General features: G+C 60.7%; 13 protein-coding genes. 10 read left to right on the forward strand and 3 right to left on the reverse strand.

Translation table 11 applies throughout. From position 1 onward, the window contains the following. The first annotated feature begins 4 nt into the window (after window positions 1-4). The 10 genes from VMH22_08810 to VMH22_08855 all read left to right on the forward strand — a co-directional run bounded on the left by VMH22_08810 (window position 5) and on the right by VMH22_08855 (window position 10,457). Complete coding sequence (locus VMH22_08810; protein HTW91794.1) at window positions 5-1,423, forward strand: glycoside hydrolase family 5 protein; 1,419 nt, start codon at window positions 5-7, stop codon at window positions 1,421-1,423. Between the two features lie 535 nt (window positions 1,424-1,958). After that, complete coding sequence (locus VMH22_08815; GenBank protein HTW91795.1) at window positions 1,959-2,258, forward strand: hypothetical protein; 300 nt, start codon at window positions 1,959-1,961, stop codon at window positions 2,256-2,258. Window positions 2,259-2,261: 3 nt separating this feature from the next. After that, window positions 2,262-3,731, forward strand: coding sequence for a rhamnulokinase family protein (locus tag VMH22_08820; protein HTW91796.1), 1,470 nt, complete (start codon window positions 2,262-2,264; stop codon window positions 3,729-3,731). Then, complete coding sequence (locus VMH22_08825; GenBank protein ID HTW91797.1) at window positions 3,728-4,984, forward strand: L-rhamnose isomerase; 1,257 nt, start codon at window positions 3,728-3,730, stop codon at window positions 4,982-4,984. Before VMH22_08820 ends, VMH22_08825 begins: the two co-directional genes overlap by 4 nt. Further along, window positions 4,971-7,043 (forward strand): glycosyl hydrolase, encoded by a 2,073-nt coding sequence (locus VMH22_08830; protein ID HTW91798.1) that lies wholly within the window; start codon window positions 4,971-4,973, stop codon window positions 7,041-7,043. The genes VMH22_08825 and VMH22_08830 overlap by 14 nt, the downstream gene beginning before the upstream one ends. Before the next feature lie 266 nt (window positions 7,044-7,309). Further along, on the forward strand, window positions 7,310-7,618 hold the full coding sequence (locus tag VMH22_08835) for an RNA-binding protein (GenBank protein HTW91799.1): 309 nt from the start codon (window positions 7,310-7,312) through the stop codon (window positions 7,616-7,618). Window positions 7,619-7,717: 99 nt separating this feature from the next. Next, window positions 7,718-8,245 carry a DUF6125 family protein gene (locus VMH22_08840; protein ID HTW91800.1) on the forward strand — a complete coding sequence of 176 codons (528 nt, stop codon included), beginning with the start codon at window positions 7,718-7,720 and terminating at the stop codon, window positions 8,243-8,245. 68 nt (window positions 8,246-8,313) lie between these two features. Next, window positions 8,314-8,985: a DNA repair protein RadC gene (gene radC / locus VMH22_08845; GenBank protein HTW91801.1), complete on the forward strand. Its 672-nt coding sequence runs from the start codon at window positions 8,314-8,316 to the stop codon at window positions 8,983-8,985. A 42-nt stretch (window positions 8,986-9,027) separates the two neighbouring features. After that, window positions 9,028-9,831, forward strand: coding sequence for a GTP cyclohydrolase FolE2 (gene folE2, locus VMH22_08850; GenBank protein ID HTW91802.1), 804 nt, complete (start codon window positions 9,028-9,030; stop codon window positions 9,829-9,831). Continuing rightward, complete coding sequence (locus VMH22_08855) at window positions 9,828-10,457, forward strand: gamma-glutamyl-gamma-aminobutyrate hydrolase family protein (GenBank protein ID HTW91803.1); 630 nt, start codon at window positions 9,828-9,830, stop codon at window positions 10,455-10,457. Before folE2 ends, VMH22_08855 begins: the two co-directional genes overlap by 4 nt. Before the next feature lie 12 nt (window positions 10,458-10,469). Here the strand turns inward: VMH22_08855 and VMH22_08860 are convergent, their stop codons facing one another. The 3 genes from VMH22_08860 to VMH22_08870 all read right to left on the reverse strand — a co-directional run. Then, complete coding sequence (locus VMH22_08860) at window positions 10,470-11,540, reverse strand: VCBS repeat-containing protein (GenBank protein ID HTW91804.1); 1,071 nt, start codon at window positions 11,538-11,540, stop codon at window positions 10,470-10,472. Between the two features lie 69 nt (window positions 11,541-11,609). After that, a complete protein-coding gene (bamA, locus tag VMH22_08865) occupies window positions 11,610-13,847 on the reverse strand; it encodes an outer membrane protein assembly factor BamA (protein HTW91805.1) in 2,238 nt (745 codons plus the stop codon). Beyond that, on the reverse strand, window positions 13,844-14,224 hold a 381-nt coding region (locus tag VMH22_08870; GenBank protein ID HTW91806.1), incomplete at its 5' end, for an ATP-dependent Clp protease ATP-binding subunit ClpC. The genes VMH22_08870 and bamA, both read right to left, overlap by 4 nt.

The raw sequence follows: 14,224 nt of genomic DNA on the forward strand, positions 1-14,224 counted from the left end.
GGACATGTTGAAGGTTAAGGGCAACTCCATCGTTGACGGGCAAGGCCACAAGGTGAGGCTGCGCGGGTTCGGGGTCGGCGGCTGGTTGAACAGCGAGAACTTCATCAACGGCTATCCCGGTTTCGAGTCCGGGCTTCGCCAGGCACTCGCCGAGCAGCTTGGGGCCGGCCGCGCAGCGTTCCTCTGGGAGAGGATGCTCGACTATTTCCTCGCCGAGCCCGACATCGCGCTTGTGAAGGAGCTGGGCTGTACGGTTGTGCGCCTGCCATTCAACTATCGGCACTTCGAGTCTGACTCCGAGCCCGGTCAGTGGCTGGAATCGGGATTCAAGCGCCTTGACCAGGTCATAGATTGGTGCGGCAAGCACGGTTTGTATGCGATTCCAGACATGCACGCGGTGCCGGGCTGGCAGGACCCGGATTGGCATTCCGACCACTACGGTCGCCTCACGCTCATCTGGTCCCACAAGCAGTTCCAGGACCGCTTCGTGGCCCTATGGGAGGAGTTCGCTCGCAGGTACCGCGGAAATCCGGTTGTGGCAGGGTACAATGTGATGAACGAGCCGGTGACCGGCGTGCCATATGGCTTCTTCGGTTACCCCTATCGACCGGACTGGGAGCCTCTAAATCGCCTGAACCGTCGCGTGGTCGAAGCCATCCGCCGGATTGACACTGAGCACATCATCTACCTTGAAGGAGACCGGTTCTCGACGCTCTTCGCCGGTCTGGATGCGCCGTTCGCGGACAACCTCGTCTACTCCAGCCACAACTACGTCAGGGCGTGCCTTGGAATGGGGCCGTATCCCGGCGAGTTCAGCGGAGCCCTATGGGACCGCGCGAAGATGAAGGCTGATTTCGAGCAGCAGGAAGGCACGGTTTTCTGTCGTCGCCATGGCGTGCCGCTATGGGTCGGAGAATTCGGCGGGGCGTTCGACAGTGCCGAATCCGAGTTCCGTCTACGGGCGCTGGACGACCAGCTTTCGGTCTTTGAGGACGCCGGCGTCGACTGGACCATTTGGACGTGGAAGGACATGGGGATGATGGGGCTGGCCGTTGTTGACCCGGAGTCGGATTACGCTCGCGCGATAGCTCCGGTGCTCGCGGCGAAGCGCGAACTGGGGACAGACTCCTGGGTCCCTAACCAGCCGCGGACGCCGATTCAGCAGAAGACATACGAGCTGGCGGAACTGATTCTCAGCAGGCTGCCGGAGACCCGGGCCGACCGCGCGCTCTTCCGGTTCTATGCCGAACAGAGCCTGCTCGGCAATTTCACGGCCGCATACATGCACCCGGCCTACGCAAGCTGCTTCAAAGGCATGGACGAGGCAGCGATTGACCGGACGATGCAGTCGTTTGCGCTCGACCGCTGCCGGATCAACGGGCCGCTCAGAAGGGTCTTGCAGAAACACCTTGCCAGAGCCTAGATACGTGTCTTCCCGCTCGACCGCTCGTCCCGGAACACGACCGTGAAGAGCGCCCGATTTCTCGCACTTGACCTCGGGGCGGAGTCGGGCCGTACGATGCTCGGAGTGCTCGACGGCGGGCGACTCGAGGTGCACATGCGCAGAAGCAGATGCGTCAGAACGGCCTTTGTCGGGTTGCTCGTGGTCGCCGCCATATCTGTGGCAGCAGGGTCGGGAAGGAAACCAGCACTGGAGGAACGAGCCAAGACTTCCGAGCGAGTTCTGTCCGAGGCTGAGACCAGCCAGTTGGCAAGTCGTTTTCCCGGGCTTCGGGCACGCGTCCAGGTCACAGGTGAGCTTCTGGATCGTCTCTTCCCGAGAACCGTCTTCTACAGGGTCCTCTGGGGGAGGCCTGGTTTTCTCTATCTGACGTCCATCACCGACACAAGTCTTCTCCCGTTGCCCTCTGGTTTCGACAGACTGCTCCAAGCGTACAACCTGGAGGTCACCGATGATAACAAGGTGGAACTGGCCAAAGCACTCGTGTTGATGGCAATTGGGGACGAGAACGGATTTCGCTGTCGCCCTCGATTCGTTCCTTCCGGTCACCTTTGTGGACGCGGACGTGACCGAACACAGGATAGGTATATTAGACTACGGCGTTGAGCTGAAGGTGAAGATTGGCGAACAAATAGAAGCGTGGCACTTCGCCATCCTGAGGGGCGAGTTCGTCCAGGCGCTCAGGCTGGACACTAAGGGCCGCACCATCAACTACTACAACCCTGGTCAGTTCGAACCTCCCGCTGACCGAAAGCAGACTGACAAGGCGCATCACGAGATCAAGACTCGGTCCTGAAGGATGAGACGACCGCCCAAGTTTCTTGCCTTCGACCTAGGAGCAGAGTCCGGTCGGGCGATGCTGGGAGAACTCGATGGCCGCAGGCTGGGTGTTCGTGAGTTGAGCCGATTCCCGAACCGGATACTGGAACTGAACGGTCACTTGTTCTGGGACGTGTGGCATCTGTTGGACGAGGTCAAGAATGGTCTGCGCGCGTGCGCGGCAGAAGAGCCGACGAGCGTTGGAATAGACACGTGGGGCGTGGATTTTGGCTTGCTTGCGTCAGACGGTACACTCCTGGGGCTGCCCTATTCCTACCGCGATGGTCGGACCGACGGCGCAATGTCGCGGTTCCGCAGGCTGGTTCCCAAACGGAGGGTGTACGAACTGACCGGAATCCAGTTCCTGCCCATCAATACTCTGTACCAGCTCTACTCGATGAAGCGCGACCGTTCGCCGCTTCTGGACGTGGCGACGGACCTGCTGTTCATGCCTGACTTGTTCAATCACCTGCTTACCGGCCGAAAGGCAACTGAGTTCACTATTGCCACCACTTCGCAGCTCTACAATCCGTCGAAGCAGGAGTGGTCGGCAGAGTTGTTGAAGGCACTGGGGCTGCCGAAACGTGTGATGCAGGATATCGTCCAGCCGGGTACAGAGGTTGGTCCGCTTTCGTCTCCGGTGGCGGCAGAAGTAGGGCTCAAGCGCGCCCGCGTTGTCGCCACTGCGAGCCATGACACGGCTTCCGCGGTTGCAGCAGTGCCAGTAGAGGCCGAGGCGTGGATGTTCATCAGCGCCGGGACGTGGTCACTCGTCGGTGTAGAGACCGAGAAGCCGATCACGACGGCCGCCGCCCTGCGTCACAACTTCACGAACGAAGGTGGCGTTGGAGGTCGTTTCCGGTTCCTGAAGAACGTCACCGGCTTCTGGCTGCTGCAGCAACTGGTCAAGTCGTGGGGAGAGGCGGCCGAGTACGGTTCGCTCGTGAAAGAGGCGGCGGAGGCAAAGCCGCTCAATGCCGTGTTCGACCCTGACGCAGACTGCTTCCGTGCCCCCGAGGATATGGGAAAGGCCCTGGTCGAGTATTGCCGAAGCGCTCGGCAACGCCCGCCGCGCACGCGAGCAGAGCAGGTGCGGGCCGTGCTGGAGAGTCTTGCCTTGAAGTACCGACTGGTCAGGGATGAGTTGGAGAAGGTAACAGGGCGGGAGATTGAGCGCGTGCACATTGTTGGCGGGGGAGCGCACAACAGTCTGCTCTGTCAGATGACGGCCGACGCACTCGGTTTGCCCGTGCATGCCGGTCCGGCCGAGGCGACGGCCGTCGGCAACATCTTGGTTCAGGCGATGGCCGCGGGTCTGGTTTCATCGTTGGAGGAGATGCGTACGATAGTACGTGAGTCGTTCAGAGTCAGGCAGTACGAGCCGGGGCCGACGAAGGAATGGGATGCCGCATACGAGCGGTTCCGCGGCCTGGCAGAGGAGAAGCGATGAAGGACAACAGGTTGGAGCAGGCCTTTGCCTGGGCGAAAGAGCAGTACCAGACCATCGGCGTTGATGTCGAAGCGGCGCTGCAGAGTTTGGGGCGCGTGCCGCTCTCAGTTCACTGCTGGCAGGGCGATGATGTGACCGGGTTCGAGACGAACCGGGCAACGCTCGCGGGTTCAGGGTTAGCCGTGACCGGCTCCTATCCAGGACGGGCACGAAATGCTGCCGAGTTGCGGCAGGATTTGGACAAGGCTCTTTCGTTGATTCCGGGGCGGCATCGAGTGAATCTGCACGCGATGTACGGCGAGTTCGGCGCAAAGCCAGTTGACCGAGACGCGATTGCGCCTGAGCACTTCAAGGGCTGGCTCGACTGGGCGCGAGAGCGAGGGCTTGGGCTTGACTTCAACGCCACGCTCTTCGCTCATCCGAAGGCCCAGTCCGGTTTCACTTTGAGCAGTACCGACGAGGCCGTTCGTCGGTTCTGGGTCGAGCACGTGCGGCGCAGTCGGGAAGTCAGCGCGTTTCTCGGCCGCGGACTGAAGAGCCCCTGCATCCACAATCTCTGGATTCCGGATGGAGCCAAGGATGCCGTCGTTGATCGTTGGGAGCGCAGGAGCCTGCTTCGGAAGTCACTCGACGAGATATTCGTGAACACCTATCCGATGACGAGCATGAAAGACTCGCTTGAAAGCAAGCTGTGGGGCATCGGCAGCGAGGCGTTTGTAGTCGGATCACATGAGTTCTACATGGGCTACGCGCTGAGCCGCGGGTTGCTGCTTTGCCTCGATCTGGGGCACTTCCATCCGACCGAGTCGGTCGCGGACAAGGTGTCTGCCATCCTTCAGTTCTCTGGCGAACTGCTGATTCATGTCAGCCGCGGCGTGCGCTGGGACTCAGACCACGTCCCATTGTTCGACGACCAGTTGAGAGACGTAATGTCCGAGGTGGTGCGGGCTGGTGGTCTCGACCGAGTACACATTGCACTCGACTACTTCGACGCGAACATGAACCGCGTCGCGGCATGGGTCATTGGGGCGCGGGCTACCCTCAAGGCAGTGCTCACGGCATTGCTCGAACCCACGGCGCGGCTGCGCGAACTAGACCAGACTGGAAGACTTGCCCTAATTGAAGAGGCGAAGACCATGCCGCTCGGTGCGGTTTGGGATTACTACTGCATGCGCGCCGGCGTTCCTTTGGAGCGTGATTGGATGGCCGAGGTCAGTCGATACGAAGCGGAGGTGCTGAGTGGCCGCTCCTGACAGGGCACAAGCGCAAGCTCAAGCCCAAGCCGAAGGCCCAGAGTTGCTGTATCCGGATTCACGGCCGTGGACACGATGGTGGTGGTTCAATGTCGAACTGCGCGATGAGGACATCAAGTCACAACTTGATTGGGTGAAGGCCAACGGGTTCGGCGGGGTTGAACTTGCCTTCATCTACCCATTGCCCGGACAGAAGCGCGGACCGGATTTTCTGAGTCCAGAGTGGTCGAGCAAGGTTGCCTTTGCCAAGCGCTACTGCGAGTCACTTGGACTGGGTTGCGACTTCACGTTCGGTACCCTGTGGCCTTTCGGCGGCACATTCGTGTCAGAAACCGATGCCTCCCAGCGGTTCGACGGGCCGTTGTCGCAACGGTTGGGCCGTTCGTGGGAGTTGCCGGCCGAGGGCAGGATACTGAACCACCTTGACCGGCAGGCGTTCCGTCGGTACGCGGACACGATGGGTGACGCGCTCGGTCTGGCGCTGAACGGGGCGAAATCGGCTTGGTTCTGCGACTCCTTCGAGGTCGAGACCGAAGGGCTCTGGACAACCGGATTCGGCCAGCGGTTCCAGGAACGGTTCGGGTATGACGTCCTGCCTTTCATGCCGAAGCTCGATGAGCATCCCGATGTGCGATACGACTATCGAAAGCTTATCGCTGACTACGTGCTGCATGAGTTCTACGAGCCGTTCACCGAGTTCAGCCACAGCCACAACTCGTTCACGCGGGCGCAGTGTCATGGCGCGCCATGCGACCTGCTGGCCGCGTACGCTGCGGCCGATGTGCAGGAGTCCGAGGCCATCCTGTTCGACCCTGAGTTCAGCCGAATCCCGGCATCGGCGGCTGTACTGTCAGGCAAGCCGGTCGTGTCGGCCGAAGCGTTCACTTGCCTGTATGGTTGGGTTCCGTACCCGGGGCCGGGTCCGCACCAGGGCGAGGAGCAGGTTGCCGACATCAAGTTGCTGGCGGATGCCCTGTTCGCGAACGGTGTGAATCACGTGTTCTGGCATGGGATGCCATACCAAGCGCAAGCCCAAGCTCAAGCGCAAGCAGGACAGGAACAAGCTGACAGCCGACAGCTAACAGCTAACGGCCGTAGCCACCCTTACTCCTCCCTCCCCCTCATGGGGGAGGGAATAGAAGGGAGGGGGGCAGCCACGGCTGACGGCCGGAGCATCGAAGCCGAAAGCCGTAGGCCGAAAGCCGTGGGCTCGTTTCATGCCAGCGTCTATGTGGGGCCCGACAGCGCATTCGCAGCAGAACTGCCGGAGTTCAATGCCTACATGGAGCGAGTTTGCGGAGTGATGAAGCTGGGGCGACCGTACTCGGACGTGGCCGTGTACCTCCCGCTGGAAGACCAGTGGATGAAGGGCGAACTGCCGCAGGAACAACAGAAGCCGAGCGCCAAGTACCACTGGGAGATGCACTATCTCAGACCTCCTTCGGAACTGCAAGGCCGCCAGCCGCTCTGGGTGTCAGCTCCGTTTCTCGAACAGTCCCGCTTTGAGGATGGGGTGCTCTCGGTCGGCGATGCGCGGTTCGGGCTGCTCTACGTTGACTGCGAGTGGCTCGACATGGACGGGCTTGTCCAGGTCTCGCAACTGGCAAAGGCAGGGCTGCCGGTGTGTCTCAAGCGGATACCGAAGCGGCCGGGCAGGGCCGTGGACAAACGGGCTGCTAAGGAGTATCAGCAGACTCTGGAGGCACTGACAAGGCTCAACAACGTGAGCAGCGACCTCGGGAACCTGAGCCAGGAACCGCCGCTCGTGTCCGGTCACGATGCGCCCGATTTCTGGTGCAGGGTCGTCGACGACGAACTACTGTTCTTCTTCGGACATCCGGCCTCTCGCGGCCTGACCTACCCGTTGGAGTATGGCCGGGCAGCTCAAGCAGGGCAGACGGGTAGAGACCTGAGGTTCAACGTCGGCGGCAGCACTCCAGCATTCGAGCTGTCCCTCAAGTTCGGGCAGTGTGAATCGCTGTTACTTCGGGTGTCCCGGACCGGTCGAGTCGAACGACTAGACCTCGGCTACATGCCGCCGGCCCCGGTTATGGAGTGACCAGGTCGAGACACGACTCAGCATTGCGTCCCGGCCGGATTCTGCCCCTTGTTGGCGCTTCGCAAGTACTTATTGACTCGTGGGCGAGTCCTGCTACAATTAGAATGTTGGTTTCCAAGGGGACCGGCAACCAGCATAGAGTAATAAGGTCCCAAGGTTGCTTGTGTAACGTCAGGTGTCTATGAGTCCAAGTCTGTGTTTAGTCCAGACCCGCCCGTAGCTCCCTTCAACGATTCTCAAGCGCAAACATACGGAGGTCCGTTATAATGGGTACGCGCATATTTGTAGGGAATCTTCCCTTCAGCGCAACCGAGACACAGCTCAATGAGCTGTTCAGTCAGCATGGCGAAGTGACTTCGGTCAGCATCGTGAAGGACAAGTTCACGGACAGGTCACGGGGATTCGCGTTCGTCGAGATGACCGCTGCCGATGCAGCGACCGCGGCGATTGCGGCCTTGAATTCGTACCAGATGGAAGGCCGGCCGCTCACCGTCAACGTGGCGCGCGAGCGCACCGAGCGTCCGCCCCGCGGCAACGACCGTCGGTCGTCCCGCGACAGCGGCAACCGCTGGTAGACAGCCCTACGCGGCTTTCAAGGGCGGGCGCAAGCCCGCCCTTCGTTTTTGCGGGCCTTGGCGTTGACATACCCCAGCAGCGCTATATCATCACAGAGCATGAGCGAGAGATTTCCACAACTCACAGGCCTGACTCGTGACGAACTGCTCGGTCTGATCGAGGATTCCGCCAAGAACTGGCTGGCTCACGACGGGCTCTGGTTCCAGGCGGTCGAACGCGCTCACGGGCTCGATGCTGCCATCAAGGCCGACGCCGAGGCCTGGCGCGTCTTCACCGTCATTGAGGCGAAGCGGATCATGGAGCGACATGGGATTGCTCCCGGCGGTGGGATACCCGCGCTGGTCAAGGCGCTGTCGCTGAGGCTCTATGCCTTTCTGAACGAGCAGGATGTGGTTGGACAGACCGAGAATCGCGTGGTGTTCCGAATGCTGGATTGCCGGGTGCAATCGGCGCGCAAGCGCAAGTCGCTGCCTGATTTTCCCTGTAAGCCGGTCGGGCTGGTTGAGTACGAGTGGTTCGCCAAGACCATTGACCCGAGGATCGAGACCCGCTGCATCTGCTGCCCGCCGGACAAGCACCCCGATGACGTCTGGTGTGCGTGGGAGTTCACGCTCAGGCCAGAATGACGAAGGACGAGTTCCGCACTGCTCGACAGGGGCCGCCGGGGCCAATGTCGAATGACCGGAAGCCGACCATGAATGAGACGCCCGAGCACGAGCGGCCGCGGGAGCGGCTGGTCAAGGTGGGGGCCGCGAATCTCTCCGAAGTCGAGCTTCTGGCAATCATTATCAGTCGTGGCACCAAGGGAATGCCGGTGCGGGACATCGCACAGCAGCTCGTGAACCAGTTCCACTCCGTAGCCGAAGTGGGCCACGCAAGCGTCGAAGAGTTGATGCGAACACGCGGCATCGGTAAGGCAAAGGCGTGCCAGATAGTCGCCGCCTTCGAGCTGGCACGGCGCAGCGACGACACGCCCTGCGTGAAGGAGCGGGCCGACCTGTCTGACCCCAAAGAAGTGGCGCGTCGTGCGCGCTCAAGCGTGAAGGACTGGCGCAAGGAGTGCTTCCTGACATTCTATGTCGACTCTCGCAACCGACGCATCGGTGAGACCGAGGTATCGGTCGGCAGTTTGGACACAACTCTTGCGCATCCCCGGGAAGTCTTCGAGCGCGCAATCCGGGCCGGCGCTGCGAGCGTCATCGTCGCTCACAACCATCCGTCCGGAGACCCGACGCCATCGGACGACGACATCCGGCTTACGCGTCGTCTGATCGAGGCGGGGAAGATACTTGGTATCCGACTGCTCGACCACGTAGTGGTCTCGCGCGACAGCCACTACAGCTTTCGCGGCCACGCGCTGGTGTGAGGATGGGACGAGGGGTTAGGGGCTAGGGATCAGGGGATAGGGATGGAGGATATACGCAGGCAGCCGAGCGCCGGCGGCGCACCGATTGACAAGGTCGGAGTCAAGAACCTCAGCTACCCGATTGTTCTGCTCGACAAGGCGCGGCGCAAGCAGCACACGGTCGCCCGTATCAGCATGTACGTTGACCTGCCCCGTGAGCACCGCGGGACTTACATGGGCCGGTTCGTGGAGATTCTAGGACGGCATCACAGCGAGATCGACCTGCACAAAGTCGGCACAATCCTTCGTGACATGAGGAAAGAACTCGAGGCCGATTCAGCGCATCTGGAGATGGAGTTTCCATATTTCGTCGAGAAGACGGCGCCGGTGTCGGGTGCGCGCGGACTCATGGATTATCGATGTCAGGTTGTCGCCGAACTGGGCAAGCGGTTCCGACTCCGCCTTGGCGCCGTCGTACCTATCGCGACGTTGTGTCCCTGCTCCAAGGATATGGTCGAGACGGGCGCGCATAACCAGAGGGCAGAAATCCGTGTCGCGGTTGAGTTCAGAGGTTTTCTGTGGCTTGAGGACCTGATTGACCTGGTGGAGGATTGCGGCTCGAGTGAAGTCTACTCGCTGCTTAAGCGTGAGGACGAAAAGCACCTGACGACGCTGGCCCTTGAGAACCCGGCGTTCGTCGAGGACGTAGTCCGAAAGGTGGCGAAGCGGCTCGACGAGCATCCGCTCGTGACCGGTTATGAGGTCGCGGTCGAGAGTTTCGAGTCAATCCACCATCACGATGCGTACGCGTACATTTGTCGTTTCCCGGGAACGGACAGTATCGACAGAACCGGAGGTGGCTGGTGAGAACACTTGTAGTAAACTGCTACCGTGAGAAGGCCGAAGAGAAGATCAAGGGCTACACTACTCAGGTCGAGCGCTTTACCGATGTCGTCGAAGTGCCATGGGGAGTTCTCGAGCCCGCATACGACCTTGCAGACTACTCGGCGGTCGTGATTTCCGGCTCGCAGTGGCTGCTGTCAATTGAGGACCCGCCGGCACCGCTGACCGAATTCGTGCGAGGCCTGAAGTTGCCGGCGCTGGGTATCTGCTTCGGGCATCAACTTTTCGCCCGGGCGGCGGGGACGCAGGTCCTGTCGGGAGAGTTGATAGAGCGAAATGAGACAGTCATCGTCTCTGAACCGGGTTCGTTGTTTCACGGCATGGAGCCGGAATTGGAGTTTCTCGAGAGCCACCGTGAGTATGTTGTCGCGGAGCCGATTGAGCGGGCAGGATGGCATCTCATGGCAAGGTCGGCTTCATGCGAGGTCGAAGCGATGCACCACCCGACCCGGCCGCTTTACGGAGTGCAGTTCCATCCGGAACGGTCCGGTCCCAATGGTGAGAAGCTGTTCGACAATTTCTACCACCAGATAGTCTTTCCGTTCTCCAAGGGTGCCTACCAGCACCCGCGCGGGCAGTTCTACCGCTGACGTTCGCGCAGGCTACAGCCGGTAGAACTCGAACCTGGACCCGTCTCCGTAAGGGGGTAGGCGCAGTATCCCCACGCCTTTGCCGTCAAGGTCGGCGAACTCGGCCGTCCACGGGCCAGGCCAGAGCACGATGTGCTCGGTCACGGAGTCGCCCGAGAACATGTACAGCTCCTCGTTTCCTTTGTCATCAGCGAAGATGTCTGCGAGGATTGCGGTCTTGCCCTTTACCTTGCCAAAGAGACGGTCCGTCGCCGCGCGGAACGCTTCTGTGTTGTCCTGGTCTGGCTGGTCTCGATGGAGCTGACCGCGACGAAACCGGAAGGTCCCATCCTCATGGAACCGGCCATCCTTCAATTCCACTTCTCGGAACAAGGAGGCATGGACATCGTCACCTTCCCCTTCGAGAAGGATCAGCCGGTTGGCTCCGGTGTTGCGCGGGTCGGCAACCGCCCGCATTGAACCCTGGCCAATCTGCAACATGCCTCCGTCGTTCCAGATCTGAAGCAGGGTGTCCTGCTTCCAGCGGCACACGAGCAGTATATCCGGGCCCGCAGAGTCATCTCCATAATCAGGTCCGTAGTCAGGTGGACGCAAGCTCGTGGCGGAGATCAGGATTTCGTTCCTGCCGTCGTTGTCTATGTCGCCGATGCAGCCATCGGTGACCCAGAGCCGGTGGGAGTCCGCAGGCAGACTCAGGTTCGTCTGAGCAACGAGCGCCAGCGTGCCGTTTATCAGCTTGTACTTGCTGATGGTGCGGTCTATCGCGACCACAAACTCGTCAATTCGATCGCCGTCGACGTCGCCCCATAGACTGAAGCCGCACTGGCTCAGGGAGTCGTGTCGCGTCAGGGCCGAGTCGAGTCGGGGAAGGTCGTATGTCCTCTTGAGCGTCCCGGATTGCCATGCGTAGGCTATCACTCTATCGCCGCTATCTGAAAGGAAGCAGGCCGCGCCAGAAGTATCAAGAACGGCAAAGCCGCTGAAACCGGGAGGGAGTCTGCCGGAGTAAGTGGGGGCCTGCAGCTTCATGTCGCCGCCCAACGTTAGTACGGGGAGAAATGCGAGGGCCAGTATCCTGACCACGGCTCATTGTGACGCGACTTGGTCGGTCTGTCAAGTGGCAGAGGTCCAGCGGGTAAGTTGCGAGGCGGGCTAGAAGGTCCGGCCGATCTGGAAGTGCGGGACCCAGCCCGGAGTCGCTTTGTCGAACCCGTAGCCGAAGTCGAATCCGAGAAGTCCGAGCATTGGAATCTCCAGCCGGACACCCACGCCCGCGCCCCGCTTCAGGTCGGACAGGCTGAACTGGTTGATAGAATTCCAGGCGTTGCCGGCATCGCCGAACGCAAGGAATGAAAGCTGCCGGTTTACCCGGAGCTTATACTCAAGAGAGAAGATGGCCTCGGCTTGGCCGCCGATGATGTAACCGCCGTCCGTCGGGCCGAGCGAGCGGTCGTCATAGCCCCGGATTCCATCGAGTCCGGTGCCGCCGGGCGTGAAGCGTTCGTAAACCGGGATTCGGTCAGTGCTCTTGAAACCGGTAATGTAGCCGAGCCGCGTGCGTCCCATCAGGGTGAATTTCCAGAATAGCGGCAGATACTGGCTCATGTCGAAGATGTGGCGCTGGAAGTTGATGCCGCCCAGCGACAGGTCAAGTTGGTAGGTTGTTGAGGAGCCGCTGAAAGCGTTGAAGATGTAGTCGCGCGAATCCCGCGTGAAGGAGACGCTGGGCGTGAATGAAGTCTTGTGTACCGTGTCGCCGTCGATGCTGAACAGAGTGTCAGTTACCTTATACCCGGACTTGATGGACGATGGCGGGACGTAGGCGTCGGCAACGCGGAGTGCGAGGTAGCCCCGTGTGTAGTCGAGCGGCAGAGGCCGCGAGAACGAGAAGCCACCACCGAGTTCCTGATTGCTGTAGTAATCGTAGATCGTAGTCTGGTAGGAGAGGTCGGCTCCGGCCGACATGGGCCGGTCGAACAGCCAGGGCTCGGTGAAGCTGAGCGCGAAGTCGGCTACCTTGGCACCCTTCTCGACTTTCACGTTGGCCTGCTGGCCGCGGCCGAACAGATTCGGCTGCTGGAGCTCGACGTAGCCGGTCAGGCCATCGGTGGCCGAGTAGGTGACGCCGGCGCCGACCGTCCCGAAGAAGGATTTCTCCTTGACCTTGTAGATGAGATCGATGCTCCCGTTGGTATCCGCGGGATGGTAGTCCAGGCTGACGTCATCGAAGAACCCGAGATTGTAAATGTCGCGCTGCGAGCGCATGACCTCGGAACGACGGAAAGTGTAGCCCGGCAGGGAACTGATTTCCCGACGAATGACATTGTCATGAGTCTGCTCGTTGCCCTCGATGCTGACCAGACGCACGACCGCGGGTTTTCTCTCCGTAATGTCGTAGGTGATATCGACTGTGTCGGAACGGATGTTCTCGACCGGCGACACCTGCGCGTAGATGTAGCCTTCTTCGGAGTAGGCGGCGAAGAGGTCCTGCAGGGTGGACTGGGCGAGCTTGGCATTGTAAGGCCCGCCGGATGTGTAGTGAATCAGCTTCCGGAGGTCGGCCTCTTTGAGCACCGAGTCGCCCTTGATGGTTACGTTGCCGAAGTAGTAGCGCGTGCCTTCGGACACGCTGATCGTGATGTCGGCCCAGCCCTGATCGAACTTCATGTCGTAGTCGAGGACCTTGGCGTCGATGAAGCCTCGCTCCTTGTAGAATTCGACGACGCGGTCGAGGTCCTTGACGAATTCGTCTTCCTTCAGGGTTGCCTTCCGGTACCATCGTTTCGGGCGGTTGACCAGGTGGATACCGATCTGCGAGTTGGTGAAGTGGTCGTTGCCCGAGATGCTGATGCTCCGGATGCGGACTGGATCGCCTTCGTCGATCTTGTAGGTGAGAACGACCTCGTTGAGCGAGTCGGGCTTCGTGGTTTCGTGGTCGATCTTCACGAGCAGGAATCCTTTCTCTTTGTAGAGCTTCAGGATCTCCTGCTGCCAGTCGAATATCTTCCTGTCGGTGAGGATTTCGCCTTCCTTGGGTTTGACCTTGGTCTCAAAGTCCTTCTTGCGGACTCGGCGATAGCCGTCATAGGCAACGGATTTCAGCTTCGGGAACTCGGTCGTGACGAACCTCACCCGTATCCCATCTGCAATCCTCGCGGTCTCGGCTTCCACCTGTGAGAAGAGCCCCAGGTTGTAAACCCGGCGGATTGCGTCCGAGAGATTCGTCCGCAGCGCGCTGGCGGTCATGGCCTGGCCACGGCTGAGTCCGGCCGTTCGGACGATGAGCAGAGTGTCGGCGGTGGCGGAGTGGGCCGATACGCTCAGCAGAACGACCTTGCTTGTGTCCTGCAGCGGTTGGGCGACCAGCAGGGCCGCGAGCAGTGCTATCACTGCTTCAGCGTCGCCGCCGGCTCGGTCACTTTCTCGGCGAAGACGAGCCGGTCGCCGTCGCGGTCGACTACGACGACGGAACTCGCCTTGAATCTGCCTCTGAGCAGTTCCTCGGCCAGCGGGTCCTCAAGCAGCCGGCGCAGCGCGCGTTTGATCGGGCGGGCGCCGAACTGAGGGTCGAAGCCCTCCTGCACGAGCAGGTCCTTGGCGGTAGTGGTCAGCTCGACCGTGAGACGCTGGTCCTTGAGACGCTCGGACAGGTCGCGGAGCTGAATCTCGACGATTTCCTCCATCTGCTTCCGGTCGAGCGGCCGGAAGACGAGCACTTCATCCACGCGGTTGAGGAACTCGGGGCGGAAGAAGCGCTTCACCTCGGT

The organism is bacterium, assembly GCA_035505375.1.
In the GTDB taxonomy this organism is placed as follows: Bacteria; Hydrothermota; Tepidihabitantia; order Tepidihabitantales; family Tepidihabitantaceae; genus UBA2258.

Bases quoted from the DNA above. Each gene is read 5' to 3' on its own strand.
- VMH22_08810 (HTW91794.1), top strand. From the start codon at position 5: ATGTTGAAGGTTAAGGGCAACTCCATCGTTGACGGGCAAGGCCACAAG.
- VMH22_08820 (HTW91796.1), top strand. From the start codon at position 2,262: ATGAGACGACCGCCCAAGTTTCTTGCCTTCGACCTAGGAGCAGAGTCC.
- VMH22_08825 (HTW91797.1), top strand. From the start codon at position 3,728: ATGAAGGACAACAGGTTGGAGCAGGCCTTTGCCTGGGCGAAAGAGCAG.
- VMH22_08835 (HTW91799.1), top strand. From the start codon at position 7,310: ATGGGTACGCGCATATTTGTAGGGAATCTTCCCTTCAGCGCAACCGAG.
- VMH22_08840 (HTW91800.1), top strand. From the start codon at position 7,718: ATGAGCGAGAGATTTCCACAACTCACAGGCCTGACTCGTGACGAACTG.
- radC (HTW91801.1), top strand. From the start codon at position 8,314: ATGAATGAGACGCCCGAGCACGAGCGGCCGCGGGAGCGGCTGGTCAAG.
- folE2 (HTW91802.1), top strand. From the start codon at position 9,028: ATGGAGGATATACGCAGGCAGCCGAGCGCCGGCGGCGCACCGATTGAC.